Genomic DNA, 17233 nt, shown 5'->3' with positions numbered 1-17233 from the left:
AAAGGTCAGAACCGGACCTACAGCACCTCGTCCACCGGGGTGTAGGGAAGGTTGAACGCCTCCGCCACGGGTTCACAGGTCACCTTGCCCATCACCATGTTGAGCCCCTTCTTAAGGGCCGGGTTGTCCTTGCAGGCCTGCACGTACCCCTTGTTGGCCAGCTGCTTGCCGTAGTAGATGGTGGCGTTGTTGAGGGCGAAGGTGGAGGTCCTGGCGTAGGCCCCGGGCATGTTGGCCACACAGTAGTGCACTATGCCGTCCACCACATAGATCGGATCGCTGTGAGTGGTGGCATGGGAGGTCTCAAAACAACCACCCTGGTCTATGGCCACGTCCACCAGCACAGCACCGGGCTTCATCATCTTGAGGTGCTCCTTGCGCACCAACTTGGGGGCCTTAGCACCGGGTATCAGCACCGCCCCTATAACCATGTCGGCCTCCTTGAGCCCCTCCTCCAGGGTAACCGGGTCGCTGTACACGGGGAAAACGTTGCTGGGCATGGTGTCATCCAGATACTCAAGAACGTTAGCCTTGACGTCCAATATGGTGACCTTCGCCCCGAGCCCCGCCGCCATCTTTGCGGCGTTGCGGCCCACCACGCCTCCCCCTAACACCAGCACGTTAATCGGTGCAACCCCAGGCACTCCAGAGACCAAAAGCCCCCTGCCCCCATGGGCCCGCCCAAGGTAGAAGCTGCCCATCAAGGGGGCCATGCGGCCCGCCACCTCGCTCATGGGCTTAAGAAGCGGCAGAGAACCGTCTGCCTCCTGAACGGTCTCGTAAGCCAAGGCCACGATCTTCTTCTCCATACAGGCCTTCGTAAGCTCCTCATCAGAGGCAAAGTGGAAGTAAGTGTAAACAAGCTGTCCCTCCCTCATGAGGGGGTACTCCTGGGAAAGGGGCTCCTTAACCTTCACTATCATGTCCGACTGGGCCCACACTTCCTCCGCGGTCTCCAGTATCTTGGCTCCCGCCGCCAAGTATTCCTCATCGGTTATACCGGACCCAAGGCCCGCACCCTTCTGGATGAACACCTCGTGGCCCGATGACACGTAAACCCTTACCGACGCGGGTATCAACCCCACCCGGTACTCGTGGTTCTTGATCTCCTTCGGACATCCTATCTTCATCTGCACTTCCTCCTCTCTGCTATTGGGGCCTATATAGCCCCATTTGTGCCGGCTTTCACTTTCAACCACAAAGGGAACCTTCCTACCCCCTGCTTTTACATCCTCAGTCCTCACCCACGTACACCCTCGGCACCCTCTCGGAGAAAATGCCCGGCACCTCGTAGACTATCGTGCCAAGCCAGGAGGCAAACTCATCGGGCGTTATGGTCTCCTCTCCTTGAGATCCCAATAGAACAACCTCATCTCCAACTCTTACGGAGGGATCATCGGTTACATCCACCATGCACTGATCCATGCATATGGTTCCCACCACCGGGAAACGCCTGCCCCTTATGAGAACCTGGGCCTTGCCGGTAAGGCATCTTAGATACCCGTCCCTGTAGCCAATGGGGAGCACCGCAAGCCTCTCCTCACCCCGGGTGACGTACCTCATCCCGTAACTCACCCCCCACATGGGAGGCAGATCCCTTACCGCCACCACCTGGGTCTTAACCTGAAAGGGTACCTTGAGGTCCAATGGCACCGGGCACACCGGCGACGGTCTCATGCCATAGAGAACTATGCCCGGTCTCACCGCATCAAGGTGTGCATGGGGCATCCTTATGAGGGCCGCACTGTTGCAAGCGTGCCTTAGCCTGAAGCGGAACCCCCTTGACCTCATCCGATCCAACAGGTCTCCGAACCTGGTAAACTGCTCCTCCGCAAAGGACAGCCTGGGCTCGTCAGCGGTGGAGAAGTGGGTAAAGATCCCCTCCACGTCCAAGTTACCCATGGACATGATCTGGGGGACCGCTTCCTCTGCCTCTCGGGGGAGGAAACCGATCCTCCCCATACCGGTGTCGACCTTTATGTGAACCCTACCCTGGCGGCCCTGGCGCCTCGACTCCAAGCTCAACGCCTCCGCAAAGGCCATGTCTCCCACCGCGCAAGCCACGTCCCGGGCCACCATCTCCCCCGCGGCGGACGGCAGGCTCTGCCCCAACACCAGGATGGGCTCCCCCGCTCCCCACTCCCTAAGCTGAACCGCCTCATCGGGGGTTGCCACCGCGAACCTGGTCACCCCTTCAGCCCTGAGGGACTCAACCACCCTTCTGGCCCCAAGGCCGTAGGCGTTAGCCTTGACCACACATATCACCTGGGCCCGGCCACCAACATAAGAAGCTATCTGCCTGTAGTTATGCCTTATCGCCTTGAGGTCTACCTCCATCCGAGTAGGCCTTAACATCAAAAATCCCTCCTCAGGATGGAGGGGGGGGATACCCCCCCTCCTGGAAGAACTAAAGCTTAAGGCTACCAGAACTCCTCTTTTCGTCAAAATCCTTAACCAGACGCCGCACCTCACCGGATAGCAGCAACAGGGCTATTATGTTGGGGATCGCCATCAAACCGTTCAGGGTATCCGCCAGGTCCCAGAGGTTAACCAGTATCTCTGCACCACCCCATCCGCCAAGGACAACACATATGACCCAAAGCATTTTGAACGGGGTGATCACCTTCGGACCAAACAGGTACGTCCCCGCGGTCTCCCCATACCAGTACCAACCCAATATGGTGGAGAAGGCGAAGAGGGAAAGCCCCACCGACAAAACCATGGTCCCCACGCTGCCCAACACCGTATGGAACGCCGATAGGGTGAGCTTGGCACCGGTAAGCTCCGGCTGCCCAGTCAGGACACCGCTGGACATGATGGCTATGGCGGTTATGGAGCAGATCACGATGGTGTCGGTAAACACCTCAAACAGCCCGTAAACACCCTGGCGGACCGGATGATCCACCACCGCCGTGGCATGAACCATGGGGGCAGAGCCAAGGCCCGCCTCATTGGAAAACACACCCCGAGCAACCCCCTTGGTCATGGCTATCTTGATGGACCAGCCCGCTATGGCGCCGGGCATGGCACTGGGATCAGAGAAGGCATACTTTATGGCGTTGGCTATGGCCGCAGGTACGGCGGATATATTGGTGAATATCACCAAGAGCCCACCTACTATGTATATGAGGGCCATTATGGGAGTGAGGTAGGTCGTGACCTTAGCTATGCTGCCAAGACCGCCCCATATGACCAAAGCGGTAAGCACCGCCAGGATCACCGCCGTGTATATGTGGGGGATCCCAAAGCCCAAGGACAATCCCTCCGCGGTGGAGTTGGCCTGAACCATGTTGCCGATCCCGAAGGAGGCGAAGAAAGTGAACACCGCGAAGAGCACCGCCAACCACTTGAGCCCCAGGGCCTTCTCTATGATGTACATGGTCCCACCCCGCCAGTTGCCCAGGGAATCCTTCTCCCTGAAGCGAACCGCCAGCAGGACCTCACAGAACTTGGTGGTCATGCCGAAAACGGCAGATATCAGCATCCACACCAGAGCTCCGGGACCGCCAAGATGAAGGGCCGTAGCGACTCCGGCGATGTTGCCAGTTCCCACGGTGGCGGAGAGAGCGGTGGCCAAGGCCGCGAAGGACGATATGCTGCCCTCCCCTTCTCCCCCCTTGCCGATCTTACCCAAAACCTCTTTAAACATGAAACCGAAGTACCTCAGCTGCGGGAAACCCAAGATGACCGTGAGATATACCCCGGTTCCCACGAAAAGGACCAACATCCAAGGCCCCCACACGATGCCGTTCACTATGCCATTCAGTTTCATTATGGCTTCCATCACATCACCCTCCCCTCGTCTTAGGCCCCTTTCTCTGTTCTCTCGCCTGCACCAACAGCAACCGCTAACAAACGTTACCCTATGCCCCATATCCCCCCTAAAAGTTACAAGCTTCACTATGAATATTCTAACCGTTCTCATTCTTGCAAAACATAGGCAGCCTCGTCAAGATGGGAATATATCATTAATCATCAACCTAAATTGATAACCTCAGTTAAATCTCATTGGCTTTTAGTTAAATTTAGACAAACCCCTCTATCCCTCAACCGAAACTAACCCATCAAATCGATGGCCAGAATATCAACGCCTCCCTCAAAACCACAAAAGATCAGGGCAGGGACGGCATCCCGTGCCATCCCTGCCCTCAATCCCACACAGGCCCTCTCACATAAAAGAGACACCATTCAAATCAAACACAAAGGACCCATGTGATAATCTTATTTTTTTAAATGTACCCGGCGGATCTTAACAGCTCCACCGCCCTTGCGTGGTTCCTTGAGGCGAGCTTGATCACCGGACCGGTACAGCCCATGGCTGACTCCGCATATATGCCCTCCCGCCAAAGGACCCTTGTGGCCACCTCCACCTCGAGGACGTCCACTCCGGATATCTCCTCATCGGTGGGCTCCTTAGGGGGACACTGAACATCCGGCTGCACCGTTGCGGTGCCCTTAAGACTCGTCAATACATCCTCCAAACCGGCTCCCTTAGCCCAGGCCACCTCCTGCTCGACCACCTTGGGCAGACAACCTCTCACCATCTTGGCGGTGTATGCAATGGCTCCCGCCACCACCGGCTCCCCGGATGCCCGGGATATTATGGATATCACCCGCCCCCAACCAATGCCAACCGAGGGGCCGTATCCCCAACCCACCGCCTCATAGGCACCGCCGGTGGTGAAGGCGGAGAACATCTTGTTGAGCACGTTGCCGGTCAGGCTGTCGCACACACAGACGTCCACCGCACCGGCAAGTATGTCGTTTCCCCTGAGGAGCGCCCCCCCGTCAGACCTAAGACTCGAGCCGAACCTCAGCGGATACCCCGCATCCTTCAGCCTCCCAAGAGCTCGCACTGCAGATGCGGCCCCTTCAACGTTAAGCACCCCCAATGTGGGGTCCTCAATTCCAAGACACCGGGCGACCGCCCTACCCAGCACACCGTTGATGACCATGGCCTCCACCCGGTCCGCAGAAGCGGTTCCGGTGGTGCTGGATATGAGCATTGGTCGACCTCGCCCCGGGGTCACCACCATACCCACGGTCGCAACACCCAGGGGGAACGGATAGTGAAGCGCCACCGCACCGTCAAAACCCGCGGGATCCGACAGCCCCTTCTCAATGGCAGAGGAGACCGCCTCCTCGCAGTCCTCGGTCTCAATCCACTCAAGGTCGTCAAAACCGCTCACCCGGGGACCCACCATCACCACCTTGAGGGCCCTGTCCTCCCTCATGGCCCGTCGGGCCCCCATCAAGAGCTCCTGCACCCCAACCTCATTGCCCCTGGCCATGAGCGCTATCCTGACGGGCTTCCGCCCCTCACCCTTGGCAAGGGCTATTATCTCCTCCAGGGCCTCCGCTACAATCTCTTTATGACGCAGCATCGAAGATCACCAGCCTTAAGACTTGCGGAGGGAGGACAGGGCCTCCTCAAGGGCCTCCAGGATGATGGCCTTGACCTGCTCCTTCCCTAGCCCCTCAGAGGAAGTACCCGCACCCGAAGCACCCTCAAGCACAAAGGAAGCCCCATCGGATAGGTTGGTCATCCTGGCGAGGAAAAGACTCCCCTTGCCTATTATCATGGCCCGCTTTATGCGCCCCTCCAAGATCCAATCCCTGGCATGCCCAAGGAACGGCACGCCAGAGGGAATGTGCCCCTGGGTATGGGCAAAACCCGGCATCCCACGCTCCACAACAAAGTCATTCATCTTGGCCTTCTCTATCTGACCCTTCATGGCCGCCAGCGCAGCTATCATCTTGAGGTTCCCGTTGGCGGGATCCCCAGCCCCTGCGGGCAGGGTTATCTCCGGTATGTGGAGCTCCGCGGCATACTTGTCCACGTCCAGGAAACCAAGCCCCAGCTTGACCAGCGGGTCGTAAACCAAAACGGTGGTAACCGCCTGAGGAGATGCCCCAGCACCAACAGAATGCTTACCGAGGGCATCAAGCCGGATCACCGGGTTCTTACCGTCCTCAGGACCCAACAACACCGCAAAGTTCCCAAGGCAGTCCTCCAGGGGGGGCAGGCCCTTCTTAACGTGGTCCCGGCTGTTCATGTAGAGCTTGGGCACCGCTCCTCCAGCCAAAACCACCACGTTCTTCCTGGCCCCAGCGGCCACCATGGATCCACCCACTATCAAGGCGTTAACCGGACCGGCGCAGAACCCCCTCACGTCACAACCGCTGGCATTGACGCACCCGCATATCTCCGCCACCGCCTTGGCAAAGTTACCGCCACCCCGCTGGTTCATGTCCCCGCAGGCCTCCTCGGAGCACTCCACTACGAAGTCCACTTCCTCAGGGGCAAGGCCGGTCTTGTCCAAAAGGTGCAAGAGGGCTAGAACACCCCCGGCCTTGCAGGCCAGGTTCTCAAGAAGCACGTAAGACGACAAACACTCGTCTATCTCGTGCCCCTTCCTGCAACATCCCACAACCCGGTCTCCCAGGTACAGCGGAAGGGCCCCCTTGGAGGTCTCCTCCTGAATCTCATCAAGGGGATGTCCAGCCTCGAGACGCTGGATCATATGATCCTTCATCAGGGGATGGGAGGAAAGCTTCTCCCGGACCTCCCTCGCGAAGGACTCCTCAAGCCATATGAGGTCGAACACATCACAGAGGTCCATCAAACCAAGGAACTCGTCCTCGGGCATTATCTCCCCGTAGCGGCCAAAGCGCTTGGGCTCCTTCATGGGGTTCTCCACCCACGGCTTAGGGTGTGCCTCAAGCTCAGACAGGTCCATGGCACCTATGTAAGCCCCGTTGGGGGCGTAGGAACAAGCAAACTGATGGCTGCACATGGCATTCCTAAGGGTCTTCAGAAAATCCGTCTCCCCCGCGGTCTCCCTCTCCACCCAAGGTGTATTTCCGTAATGATAAGCCAGGTTGGGGACGTGATTGAGGCAGTACGACGTCCCCAGGACAGAACAGTTAGCCATCTTTAAAACAACCTCCCTCGTGGGCAATCTTAGGACCCCTTTTATGTGTGAAAGGGCGGTCCCACCGCCTCAGACGAGAACGACAGGACCGCCCATTTTTCAAAGGACCTCAGTCGGCAAACACGGTCTGGTCGCTGACCTCGGTCTGAAGGGCCTTAAGGGCCTTCTCCACCAGGCGGCGCCTGATGTCCAGCTCCTCCTCCCTGGTCCTGTTGGGATCTCCCAGGGGGTGCGGTATGGCAACCGCAGGAACTATACGGTTAGCCCCCACGGTCAAGGATATCGGCACGATGGTACACACGTGCACCACCGGAATGCCCGCTCTCTCTATCTCCTTTACCATCGTTGCACCGCAACGAGTACAGGTTCCTCAGGTGGATGTGAGGATGACCGCATCCACCCCATCCTTCTTAAGCTTTGAGGCTATCTCCTGCCCGAACCTCTTGGCGTTGGCCACAGGGGTACCGTTGCCAACGGTGCTGTAGAAGTAGGGGTACAGCTTCTTGAACACCCCTTCGGACTCCATCTGGCGAAGCACGTCCACCGGGAGCACCCGGTTGGGGTCGGAGTTGGCGTAGGTCGGATCATATCCACCGTGAGCAGTGGCATAACCATCGCTGGTAAGGCTCGCAACTCCGTCTATGGAGTACTCGCCGTACTTCGTGGCGCTGGACGCCTCGATGTGATCCGGATTACCCTTGGGCACTATCCCACCGGAGGTAACAAGGGCTATGGTGGCGTTCTTCAGGTCCTTGAGAGCCCCTGCAGGAGGCACCCTGTCAAAAACCGGCATGGGATACTCGGTGGTAAAGGGCTCACCCTTGAGCTTGCGGACCAACATTTCCACCGCCCGCTCTGCTCCTATAACGTCCCTGAAAAGGTTAACCCGCACCCCACGCTCGATGTAGCCCTCCTCAGCAGGAGCACCAAGGGGCTCACCCTTTAGCAGCTTAAGGGCTATCCCCGCCATGGCGGGCACCGCGTCCTTTATCCCCCTGGCGTTGTCAGAGGTCCTCACTATGGGGAAACTCTTACGGTACATCTCAACGCCCGGGTTCTCGGGATACATGCCACCCACTACCGGTATGCCAAGCCTCTTAGAAACCGCATCCCCCACGGCGCCGCATGCGGTCCCGTAACGCCCCGCGTTGAAAGCGGGCCCCAAGACCACCGCGTCGGGGGAGAAGGACGAGATGAGCTCGAGGACCTGATCCGTAGCCTCATCCATGTGCTCCGCAAAGTAACCGTCACCGCATATCACGGTGCCCACAACCTCCGCCTCGCCGCCAAAGGCCGCGTTAAGGGCCATGCCAGGCCCCACGGGGCCGTCCTTCTTGAGCGGCGTGGTGTCCGCCTTTTCCTCTCCCCCTAAGCCGGCGAAGAACTGGTTGAGGTAGTGAACTATTCTATAGGCCATTCTGTCTCCCTCCTTTCCCTCTCCTGTAAGCGCCGATTAGAGGGTATGCTTGCTGTGGGTCTCCCTAATCTTCCTAACCGCCTCGGACAAGGCCTCCGGATCGAGGACCATCTCCATCATGCTGACCTGCTCCTCCCACTGGGCTGGGTCAGCCTCCGCCTTTATCTCTGGATCAAAGATGTGATATACGGGAAGTCCCAACGAGACTCCCGCCAACGGACCCGCATAGGTGGGATCACCAGCGGTTACGGTCTCCGCGTAGATCTCAGCCCCCTCCGCATCGGAGGAACCCAAGATGACTACCACGTTCTCCGCACCGAACTTCTCGGCGATGTCCTTAACCCTCTGCTGATTCTGCAGGTCCATGGCTCCAGCGGCGGTTCAGACGAAGCACTCGGTGACCGCAAAGGCTATCTCCGCCCCGCAGTCCTTAAGGCACGCCTCCATGGCGGGCCCGGGCACTCCATCTCGCTCACCCAACAGAATGAGCTTCTTACCAGCCAGCTTCCCCATGTCCTCACCTCCCCTTTCTAGTTTGTTAAGTTCGCTAAAGAGCTCACGAATTAAAAGCAACGCCCCTAATACCGGGCTCTAACCCCACTATCCCCAGGCTAGTACGTGGTGGCGCTAAGCTTACCGAAACCAAGTTCGCAGGTGGCCCCGGTTATGGCCTGAAGCTCCACTTCTATGGAGCCATCCTCCCGCAAGGACCCGGAGAAGCCGCCGGCTATGACATCCACGTACTCGGTGAAGCCTATCACCTTCTCCATGGGAGGCAGCACTATCATGGCGTTGGCGTTGCCCGCGGTGACAACCGCATCCGCCTCCTTGGCGGCGTCCGCCAGGGACTGGCTTGCCCCGTCCCTTCCGGCGTACTCGTCGGTTATGAGCACCGTCTTGATCCCAAGGGCCTCCGCCTTGCGGCAGTTCATGATGAGATCCGTGTCAGGGTTGCCAAAGCCCTCCTCGCTTATGACCACCCCGTCAACCCCCAACATGGCGGCCAGCTTGGTGGCATACGAAGAGCTCCTCTTCTTATCCGCCAGGGTCACGTTCTCGTTGGTGATTATGCACCCCACGAAGTTGAGATCCACCCCGTGCCTGGCGTAAAGGGCCCTTATCACCGGGTTGTTGAGATGTACGTAGGTGCTGTTCTTGTCGCAGGCGGAGACGCAGTTCCCGGATACTATGGCCCCGTCCATAACCTCATTAGGATGGATAAGGGTGGGGATTATCCTCTTGGCATCCACCCCATAAACGTAGGTATCGTGCAGCAAACCCTGGGTCTGAAGCATGTAGAGGTAGGCCACCTTGGGAAGCCCCGGATGGGACGTCATGGCCTCCCTGAGGGAAGGCAGCTCAAACACCTCCACGTTGTCAGGCTTAACCCCACCGACCGATTCCATCGCCTTCCTCGCCAGGAAGTGGGCACACTTCAACCCCGCTAGACGGCAGGCAGCTTCGTAATCGTGTTTCTCCAGGCCATCCCGGGGCTCAAAGACGAGCACCACGTTGAAGGTCTTCGAGAAGGGGGTATACTCCGCCCCAGGACCGCTCATGTCAACGATGCCCTCCTGGAAGCCCACTATACGCCCACAGGTTAGCACCGCCGCCCCTTTGAGAACCAAGGTCCTTCCGCTCCCAACGGTTTCCACGTCACCGATGAAACCGGGGAACACCTCCCCGGGGCCCTCCAGCTTGCACCGGGGCTCCACCGCATCCTTGACCGGGGTTATCCTAACCTTCTCTCCCGGACGAGCCAGGTCCACGTCAACAGACTTAAGGCGCTCATCACCCTTAAGGTGCTCTATGATCTCCTCCTTGGAGACGTAGAGCGTGCCGCCCTCAAGCCTAGTCGAGCTCCCCCACTCCAATGCTTTAACGCAAAATTCGTTAAGCTCCAGCCTCATGTTATCCCTCCCTTCCACTGCATGAAGAACCCGCAGGCATCACCATCACCCCAGGAGCTTCTCAGCCCTCTCCCTTATGGCCTCGAGGGTTACCTCCGCCCCGGTTATCCTGTCTACCAGCTCGCCGTTCTTGTAGAACAGGAAGGTGGGGAGCCCCATAACCTTCAAACCCGCACAAAGCCTCCGGTTCTCCGCGGCGTTGAGCTTGCAGAACTTAACCCGTCCTTCAAACTCCTCCGCCATCTTGGTGACCTCCGGCATCAACGCAAGACACGGACCGCAGGAGGGCCCCCAGAAATCCACCACCACGGGCAGGGAAGAACCAAGAACCTCCGCCTCGTAGTTGTCCTTGTTAACCTCGATCATGCATATCACCTCCCTTCCATGGGGAATGACAGAACTTCATCAACCGCCTAAAGGCCGTAGATGTCCAGGGTATGCTCTATGAGCTTAAGATCCACGTAAGCCAAGTCGTCCTTGTGAGGGAAACTCTCCGGGGAAGGAAGATCCCCATAGGACCTGTAGACCCCAAGGGCCTCCTCTATGAGATTCAGGGAATCGTAATCCAACCGCCCCAAAGAACCATCCAGGAGCACGGTCCTGAAAGGCTGCTGGTGGGGCCTCATGTTTCCATAAAGGGGATGGGAAAGGAGTCTGTGACCCCTGTGAACCATGTCCCGGGACGCGAGGAGCACCTCCCCGCCATGCCCTGAAACTCAGAGCGCTCCAGGAACCCTTCGGATCACCAGTGGGTTGTTAGTGATGCAAAGCGAAGCCCGCAAAAGGACGCCCCCCCTTCACTACTCAATAAGAGGTGTCTCCTCTGGCTTCGCCCCTGATGAGGGGATTCACACTCAGGCATCGCATGCCTGACGTTTGCCCCCGGGGTGGCCCCAACCGGCCATCTGCAGAGGACCGTCCCGCCGCAATCCTTTAGCCTGAGAGATTCAACCTTCCAAGGTCTTGCCCCTTCGGCGTCCCCTCAAGGATATCCTATCCGGGGAACTCTCTTGCGACGATCATCCGGCCATATAGAATTTTACACCTCCCCCCATAGGGGTCAAGAGGGTTTTAAAAAACATACGAGCCCCGGCAACCCAGGGCCCGTATAACCTAAGTACCTCTACCCCAAAGAACAGGGCTTACAGGCTAACGGCCAAGAACCTCCTTAAGACAGCTACGGGTTGTCTCAAGCCCTTCTTTTACGTCCTCCAGAGGAACGTTGAGGGCCGGGCGGAACCTCACGGACCTATCACCGCACGGGAGGACCAGCATGCGCTTGGCCCAGCAGGCCCTGATGAACTTGTCCCTCAGCTGGGAGTCCTTAAGGTCGTAGGCGCACATCAGCCCCTTGCCCCTCACGTTGGACACCACATCCGGGAACTCCCGTCCTATCTCCTCCAAACCGCTGAGCAACGCAGGCCCCGCGGTGTTAGAGACGTAGTCAAGGATATTGTCGTCCCTGTATATCTCCAGGTACCTGGTGGCCCTCACCATGTCCACCACCGAACCACCCCAGGTGGAGTTTATGCGGCTTGACACGGAGAAGCAGTTCTCCGGAACCTCATCTATCCTGGGCCCCGCCACTATGCCGCACACCTGGGCCTTCTTCCCGAAACTGAAGATGTCGGGCATGACACCGTGGTGCTCAAAGGCCCACATCTTGCCGGTGATGCCCATGCCGCACTGGACCTCGTCGAATATCAGGAGTATGTCGTTCTCGTCCGCTATCTCACGAAGGGCCTTGAAGAACTCGGTACGGAAATGGTTGTCCCCACCCTCACCCTGGATGGTCTCTATTATGATGGCGCAGATGTCATCCGGGTTGTCCGCGATGGCCTGCTTTATCTGCTTTATCGCCACCGACTCCAGCCACTCCACCTCGCCGAGGTGCTCCTCCAGGGGGAACGTTATCTTGGGATTCAGAACCCGAGGCCACTGATACTTGGCAAAGAACTGATACTTATTGGGATCGTGGGTGTTGGTAACCGAAAGGGTGTAGCCGCTGCGGCCGTGAAACGCCTCATGGAAGTGGATTACCTTGGTACCCCTGCGGCCCGCCACCGCATCCCCCTTGCCTATCTTGCCCGCCTGAAGGAGCTTGCGGACCTTCCAGTCCATGGCCACCTTGAAGGCGTTCTCCACCGCCAAAGTCCCGTAATCTATGAGGAAGAGGTGGTTGAACCCCCTGGGCATCGCGACCTCCCTAAAGGTCTTAACGAACTCCCCCATCTCCTGGGTGTATATACGGAGTTGGCAACCTTGTTTATGGCGGCCCTGAATATCCTCTCCTTAAACTCGTCGTTCGCCAACTTGGGGTGGTTCATGCCGAACGGCGCAGATGCGAAGAAGGTATAGAAATCAAGCCAAGATTCCCCGTTGATGGCGTTAACTATACGGCTCCCCTGGGACTTCTCCATGTCTATCACTATGTCAAAACCGTCCCGGAGCATCACAGACTCGATCTCCCTGAAGACCTCCGCCGCAGATACAGAGCACTTAACCATTCTTCTCTACCCTCCCGGGGCAGCGCCCCCAAGTTTAGTGGGTAAATATTACGACTATTATGCCCCATACACAAGCCAGAGAAGAACGAAAATATCTAACAATTCAGAATAAAAACTAGTTTTTATTAACCATTTTATTTTGACCTAAGTTTCATCAATAAGGGGGGCTTTGTGTTTCAGAGTTTACTTTGGACAGCGGTGGTTTACACCACTACGAAGCCAGCTACAGATCGGGAAACGGAGACGACTTGAGAAGCTCCTCTATCTCCTCCAAACACCACAACCTGCCCTCCCCCATCCCTGGACATCGGCGGGACTCCCGCTCCCAGTTCTCCTCGGAGGACATCACAGAGGGCCAAAAGGGGAAAAGCGAACACTGAGCAGGACGCACCGGATAAACCAAACACCGATTGCCCTCAGGATCCAACATGATACAGTCCCCGTTGGGACGCTCCCTCAGGCTTTGCCTTCCCCAGCGAAAGGTCATGTAGCGACGCCGGAACTCCTCCTCCGACATGCCAAGATACTCCGCCATCGCTAAGACCTCCTGGGGGGTCATCCAAATCGCCCCGGGCTCCCCACGACAGCACCTGCCACAACCAAGACAGGTAAACCTCACCCCAAGAGAGTACCACCTACCCCCTTCCATCCCCTTCCCCCTCCGCTTTCACCGCACCCTTCATCTGCTCGTACAGAACCCTCCAAAGCCCCACTCCACCAGCCTCGCTCAAGGCCTCCGACGCCATCTCCACCGCCGTGTCCTCCAAAGGACCAAAAGGACGCTTGCGCTCATCCCCCCCTATCCTCCTGGAGGAAGCCAGCATCTCCTTCCACAACTGGGACAAGAATATGCCCTCGAACTGCTTGCAAGCCCTCTCAAGCTTCTTCAGCTTATCCCCCGCTACATCCTTGGCCGCCCCCATCGCACCGGAGACCACCCTCTCCACAGCCACCGAAGATCACCCCCAAGAAAAACAACCTCCACACCACCGGAAAGGTCAAACCCCGACTACTGTATAACCAACTGCCCCTGAAGAGCCCCAGCCTGATCCAGGGCCTGAAGGATGGGGATGAGGTCCCTTGGGCTTGCCCCAACGGCGTTCAACGCCTTCACCAAATCAGACACCGTAGAGGCCTCCGGCAACATCACCACCTGCCCACTACCCTCCGTGGCGCTCACATCGGTCCTGGGGAGCACCTGGGTCCTCCCCCCGGACAGCGGATTCGGCTGGCTGGCCTCGGGCCTCTCAGAGACCTTCACAGTGAGGTTCCCGTGAGCCACCGCGGCAGGGGAAAGCTTAACCTCCCCACCCATGACCACGGTCCCAGTTCTCTCGTTAACCACCACCCGGGCCACAACGTCCGGCGCAACCCTCAGACCCTCTATGGAGGATATGAAACCCGTTATCCCACCCCTTACCCCACCAGGGGGCTGAACCTCAACCCTGCCGGCATCCACAGGAAAGGCAACCCCACCGTACTTCTTGTTTATGGCATCCGCAATCCGCTGGGCAGTTGTAAAGTCCGGCCGCCTAAGCAACAACACCAGCCGTCCCGCCGGGGCCACCGACGAATCAACCCCCTGCTCGACTATGGCTCCACCGGGTATCCGAGCCACCGTCTGGAAGTTCTTCACCGTCTGGGCCCCCTGCCCCCCGGCGCTGAACCCCCCTATCGAAACAGGCCCCTGGGCCACCGCATAAACCCTGCCGTTGGCGGCCTTAAGCGGGGTCTGAAGCAATACCCCCCCCTGAAGGCTCTTGGCATCCCCCAAGGCGCTTACGAGCACGTCCAGCGTCTGCCCCGGGGATACGAAGGCAGGCAGCTCACAAGTCACCGATACGACCGCCGCGTTCTTAGACTTTATCACCTTCGGATCCACGTTGAGACCGTAGTTCATGGCCATGTTCGATAACATCCTCATGGCCATGTCACCCTTGTCACCGGTGCCGGAAAGCCCCACCACCAATCCCATCCCCACCAGCTGGTTGGGTCTCGCCCCCTCAAGGTCCACCAGGTCCTTTATCCTAACATCAACCCCCAAAGCGGCAGAGCACGAGAAAAACACCAATAAAATCGGAACTACGGCCTTAAGCCTCATTCGATAAACCCCCAATACGTCAAAACAGCTAAAACAACGCCTGTATTATCTGGGTAAAGAGCCCGGGCCGCTGAACCCTGCTAACAGAACCCTTCCCCTCCACCCTTATCTCCGCGTTCGCCACCCGGTTGCTGGGTATCGTGTTACCAGTCCCCACGTCCTCGGGCCTTATCACACCGGTGAAGCTTACCTTCAACTTCTCCTCCTGGGTGACCACGTCCCTCTGCCCAACTATAACCATGTTGCCGTTTGGCAGCACCTCCGTAACCACACAGCTTATGGAAGTGGTCAGGTTGTGCTTCCTCTCGGTCTTGCTGTTCCCCGACGAGTTAGAAGACCCCCCTATAGAAAAGGCCTTTATGAAATCCAGGATGCCCGTGCCGTCCTTTATTCCGCTGCTGTCGCTCTTGCTGGTGGTGAGCTTGCCCTCGTCCTTGGTGTCCGTGGTCTCAGAGACCTGAACGGTCACTATGTCCCCCACCCTTGAGGGCCGCCGATCCGCAAAAAGACCACCGTTGCCATCCTGCCAAAGGGACTCACAAAAACCAGGGGAACCAAACAACAAGCACAAAAGCACAGGAATCCCCAAAAACCTGCCCCAAGGAAACATCAGCCGTCTCCCCCTTCCACCCGCACAACCCCAGGGGCCTCCACCACACCGGAGACCACCCTCCTGCTGGCAAGGTTCATGACCCTAACCCTCTCTCCAATCCGACCGCTATCCACGCTCCTGCCGGACGCCATGACCTCAACTCCCCCTACCGCACACACCAACGTCACCTGCTGACCCCCGGATACCGCAACCTCCCCATCCAAAGAGGAACCCCTAAGCACTCCGCCGGACCGAATCGGAAGACGAACCGTCCGTCCTTCCACCTGCTCGATGGAACTGGGAAGATAGCCGAAACCCGTTTTCTCCGAAAGACCAAGGGCCACCGAAGACCTATCCACCCGCTGGCCGCGCCGAAGCGGAGAAAGCGCCACCACCACCGGCTGATGCCACTTAAGGAGGACCTTCCTAGGCTCATCCAATCCAGGAACCTTCACGTACACGAACGGGAAGCCATCCCGGAAACCAAACGGCACTACAACCTCCCCCGAAGGGATGTCCGACAAGACCTCAACCCGCCAAGGCCACTTGGCAAGCCTGGCAAGCCGTACCTCCAAGGAGTCCTCCCCCTTACGCCTCACCCTAACCACCCCCGGCATGTCAACCCTAACCGATATGCCAAAGGCCTTAAGCTTGCCAAGGACGCTCACCAATCGCTCCCTCAAAATGACCCCACCCGGAGCATCTACGAGAACACCCCCGGCCAACAGACAGTCCCTTCTCTCCCCCTCTATCACCCCGTACTCCCCAAGGTAAAACCTCAGATCCCGGGCCTCAACCTCCCCAGGAAGCCTTACTAAAACCTCCCCGCCCAGGGCCTCACGGGAAAGCGAAAGGACGAGGATGAAGAGGGAAAACACCCGACAAAAACAACGCCGGCGGACCTCAAAAGGGCACCGCCGGATCTCAAAAGAAAAGGGGAAGTACCTCCTCAAAACCACCACATCAAAGCTACCGCCTCAAGTTGTTCGCTATCCTCAAAAGCTCGTCCGCGGTGGATATGGTCTTGGAGTTGGCCTCATATGCCCGCTGGGCCACTATCATGTTCACCATCTCCTCCACCACCTGAACGTTGGCCATCTCCAAGGTCCTCTGGATCGTGTTGCCTAACCCTTCCTCCCCGGGGTTCCCAACTATCGGAGCCCCGCTCGCAGGGGTCTCTATGAACAGGTTCTTCCCCAGGGCCTTCAAACCGCCGGGGTTCACGAAGCGAGCAAGCTGAATCTGCCCTATCTCCTGAGGGTTGGGATCCCCCGGAAGCAGCACCGATACCTGACCAGTGGGGCTTATTATTATCTCCTTGGCGTTGTTGGGAACCGTCACCGCAGGCTCTAAAAGGTAACCGTCAGCGGTGACTATCTGGCCGTTGCCGTCGATACGCCAAGACCCATCCCGGGTGTAAGCCACGGTGCCGTCCGGCATGGTGACCTGGAAAAACCCGTCCCCCTCTATGGCCACATCGGTGGGATTACCAGTCACCTGCATGTTCCCCTGCCCCATTATCCTGCTGGTACCCGCCACCCGGGAACCCAACCCCACCTGAATGCCCTTGGGTATCATAGACGCGGGCTCCACCGGCGCCCCGGGCTCACGATCTATCTGATACATGAGGTCCTGAAAATCCGCCCGAAGCTTCTTAAACCCCGAGGTGTTGACGTTAGCCAGGTTATGGCTCACCACGTCCAGGTTGGTCTGCTGGGCTATCATGCCGGTGGCACCGGACCAAAGGGAACGTATCATCCCTCTCTACCTC

The 17233-nt window shown here is 58.2% G+C and carries 16 protein-coding genes, 1 pseudogene and 1 riboswitch; all 17 genes and pseudogenes read right to left on the bottom strand.

The genetic code is table 11. The annotated features are described in order from the left end of the window. Positions 1 to 17: 17 nt before the first annotated feature. Positions 18 to 1130, bottom strand: a complete 1113-nt coding sequence (gene ald, locus THEVEDRAFT_RS03190; RefSeq protein ID WP_006583286.1) for an alanine dehydrogenase — start codon at positions 1128 to 1130, stop codon at positions 18 to 20. Between the two features lie 103 nt (positions 1131 to 1233). After that, positions 1234 to 2355 carry an alanine racemase gene (gene alr, locus THEVEDRAFT_RS03185; protein WP_006583285.1) on the bottom strand — a complete coding sequence of 374 codons (1122 nt, stop codon included), beginning with the start codon at positions 2353 to 2355 and terminating at the stop codon, positions 1234 to 1236. A gap of 52 nt (positions 2356 to 2407) precedes the next feature. Then, complete coding sequence (locus THEVEDRAFT_RS03180) at positions 2408 to 3784, bottom strand: alanine/glycine:cation symporter family protein (RefSeq protein ID WP_006583284.1); 1377 nt, start codon at positions 3782 to 3784, stop codon at positions 2408 to 2410. Between the two features lie 445 nt (positions 3785 to 4229). Beyond that, complete coding sequence (grdD, locus tag THEVEDRAFT_RS03175; protein WP_006583283.1) at positions 4230 to 5384, bottom strand: glycine/sarcosine/betaine reductase complex component C subunit alpha; 1155 nt, start codon at positions 5382 to 5384, stop codon at positions 4230 to 4232. A 15-nt stretch (positions 5385 to 5399) separates the two neighbouring features. Beyond that, positions 5400 to 6935 (bottom strand): glycine/sarcosine/betaine reductase complex component C subunit beta, encoded by a 1536-nt coding sequence (gene grdC, locus THEVEDRAFT_RS03170; RefSeq protein WP_006583282.1) that lies wholly within the window; start codon positions 6933 to 6935, stop codon positions 5400 to 5402. Between the two features lie 109 nt (positions 6936 to 7044). After that, positions 7045 to 8352: a glycine reductase complex selenoprotein B gene (gene grdB / locus THEVEDRAFT_RS03160; protein ID WP_083830690.1), complete on the bottom strand. Its 1308-nt coding sequence runs from the start codon at positions 8350 to 8352 to the stop codon at positions 7045 to 7047. 36 nt (positions 8353 to 8388) lie between these two features. Continuing rightward, positions 8389 to 8865: a glycine/sarcosine/betaine reductase complex selenoprotein A gene (gene grdA / locus THEVEDRAFT_RS03155; RefSeq protein ID WP_083830689.1), complete on the bottom strand. Its 477-nt coding sequence runs from the start codon at positions 8863 to 8865 to the stop codon at positions 8389 to 8391. Between the two features lie 98 nt (positions 8866 to 8963). Continuing rightward, positions 8964 to 10262 (bottom strand): glycine/sarcosine/betaine reductase component B subunit, encoded by a 1299-nt coding sequence (locus THEVEDRAFT_RS03145; RefSeq protein WP_006583277.1) that lies wholly within the window; start codon positions 10260 to 10262, stop codon positions 8964 to 8966. Between the two features lie 45 nt (positions 10263 to 10307). Further along, positions 10308 to 10628 (bottom strand): thioredoxin family protein, encoded by a 321-nt coding sequence (locus THEVEDRAFT_RS03140; protein WP_006583276.1) that lies wholly within the window; start codon positions 10626 to 10628, stop codon positions 10308 to 10310. A gap of 47 nt (positions 10629 to 10675) precedes the next feature. Continuing rightward, entirely contained in the window at positions 10676 to 10957 is a 282-nt protein-coding gene (locus THEVEDRAFT_RS03135; RefSeq protein ID WP_006583275.1) for a GrdX family protein, read from the bottom strand. 221 nt (positions 10958 to 11178) lie between these two features. Next, a riboswitch (glycine riboswitch) is annotated at positions 11179 to 11285 on the bottom strand. 126 nt (positions 11286 to 11411) lie between these two features. Continuing rightward, positions 11412 to 12769 (bottom strand): annotated as a pseudogene (gene lat / locus THEVEDRAFT_RS03130) (L-lysine 6-transaminase). Between the two features lie 223 nt (positions 12770 to 12992). Further along, positions 12993 to 13418, bottom strand: coding sequence for a YkgJ family cysteine cluster protein (locus THEVEDRAFT_RS03125; RefSeq protein ID WP_006583273.1), 426 nt, complete (start codon positions 13416 to 13418; stop codon positions 12993 to 12995). Beyond that, complete coding sequence (locus THEVEDRAFT_RS03120) at positions 13405 to 13722, bottom strand: hypothetical protein (protein WP_006583272.1); 318 nt, start codon at positions 13720 to 13722, stop codon at positions 13405 to 13407. Before THEVEDRAFT_RS03120 ends, THEVEDRAFT_RS03125 begins: the two co-directional genes overlap by 14 nt. A gap of 56 nt (positions 13723 to 13778) precedes the next feature. After that, positions 13779 to 14870: a flagellar basal body P-ring protein FlgI gene (locus tag THEVEDRAFT_RS03115; RefSeq protein WP_006583271.1), complete on the bottom strand. Its 1092-nt coding sequence runs from the start codon at positions 14868 to 14870 to the stop codon at positions 13779 to 13781. A 28-nt stretch (positions 14871 to 14898) separates the two neighbouring features. Further along, positions 14899 to 15447, bottom strand: a complete 549-nt coding sequence (locus THEVEDRAFT_RS03110) for a flagellar basal body L-ring protein FlgH (RefSeq protein WP_425358272.1) — start codon at positions 15445 to 15447, stop codon at positions 14899 to 14901. Between the two features lie 32 nt (positions 15448 to 15479). Continuing rightward, the gene (gene flgA, locus THEVEDRAFT_RS03105) at positions 15480 to 16424 is read right to left on the bottom strand and encodes a flagellar basal body P-ring formation chaperone FlgA (protein ID WP_006583269.1); all 945 of its coding nucleotides are present in this window, start codon (positions 16422 to 16424) and stop codon (positions 15480 to 15482) included. A 7-nt stretch (positions 16425 to 16431) separates the two neighbouring features. Next, positions 16432 to 17220, bottom strand: a complete 789-nt coding sequence (gene flgG, locus THEVEDRAFT_RS03100; RefSeq protein WP_006583268.1) for a flagellar basal-body rod protein FlgG — start codon at positions 17218 to 17220, stop codon at positions 16432 to 16434. Positions 17221 to 17233 lie beyond the last annotated feature (13 nt).

This window comes from Thermanaerovibrio velox DSM 12556 (assembly GCF_000237825.1).
Classification (GTDB): Bacteria; Synergistota; Synergistia; order Synergistales; family Synergistaceae; genus Thermanaerovibrio; species Thermanaerovibrio velox.
This window is presented reverse-complemented; position numbering and strand designations above follow the sequence as displayed.

Coding starts and splice junctions, on each gene's coding strand:
- alr (WP_006583285.1), bottom strand. CDS start 2,355: ATGTTAAGGCCTACTCGGATGGAGGTAGACCTCAAGGCGATAAGGCAT.
- THEVEDRAFT_RS03125 (WP_006583273.1), bottom strand. CDS start 13,418: ATGGAAGGGGGTAGGTGGTACTCTCTTGGGGTGAGGTTTACCTGTCTT.
- flgG (WP_006583268.1), bottom strand. CDS start 17,220: ATGATACGTTCCCTTTGGTCCGGTGCCACCGGCATGATAGCCCAGCAG.
- THEVEDRAFT_RS03180 (WP_006583284.1), bottom strand. CDS start 3,784: ATGGAAGCCATAATGAAACTGAATGGCATAGTGAACGGCATCGTGTGG.
- THEVEDRAFT_RS03145 (WP_006583277.1), bottom strand. CDS start 10,262: ATGAGGCTGGAGCTTAACGAATTTTGCGTTAAAGCATTGGAGTGGGGG.
- grdC (WP_006583282.1), bottom strand. CDS start 6,935: ATGGCTAACTGTTCTGTCCTGGGGACGTCGTACTGCCTCAATCACGTC.
- THEVEDRAFT_RS03140 (WP_006583276.1), bottom strand. CDS start 10,628: ATGATCGAGGTTAACAAGGACAACTACGAGGCGGAGGTTCTTGGTTCT.
- ald (WP_006583286.1), bottom strand. CDS start 1,130: ATGAAGATAGGATGTCCGAAGGAGATCAAGAACCACGAGTACCGGGTG.
- THEVEDRAFT_RS03115 (WP_006583271.1), bottom strand. CDS start 14,870: ATGAGGCTTAAGGCCGTAGTTCCGATTTTATTGGTGTTTTTCTCGTGC.
- grdD (WP_006583283.1), bottom strand. CDS start 5,384: ATGCTGCGTCATAAAGAGATTGTAGCGGAGGCCCTGGAGGAGATAATA.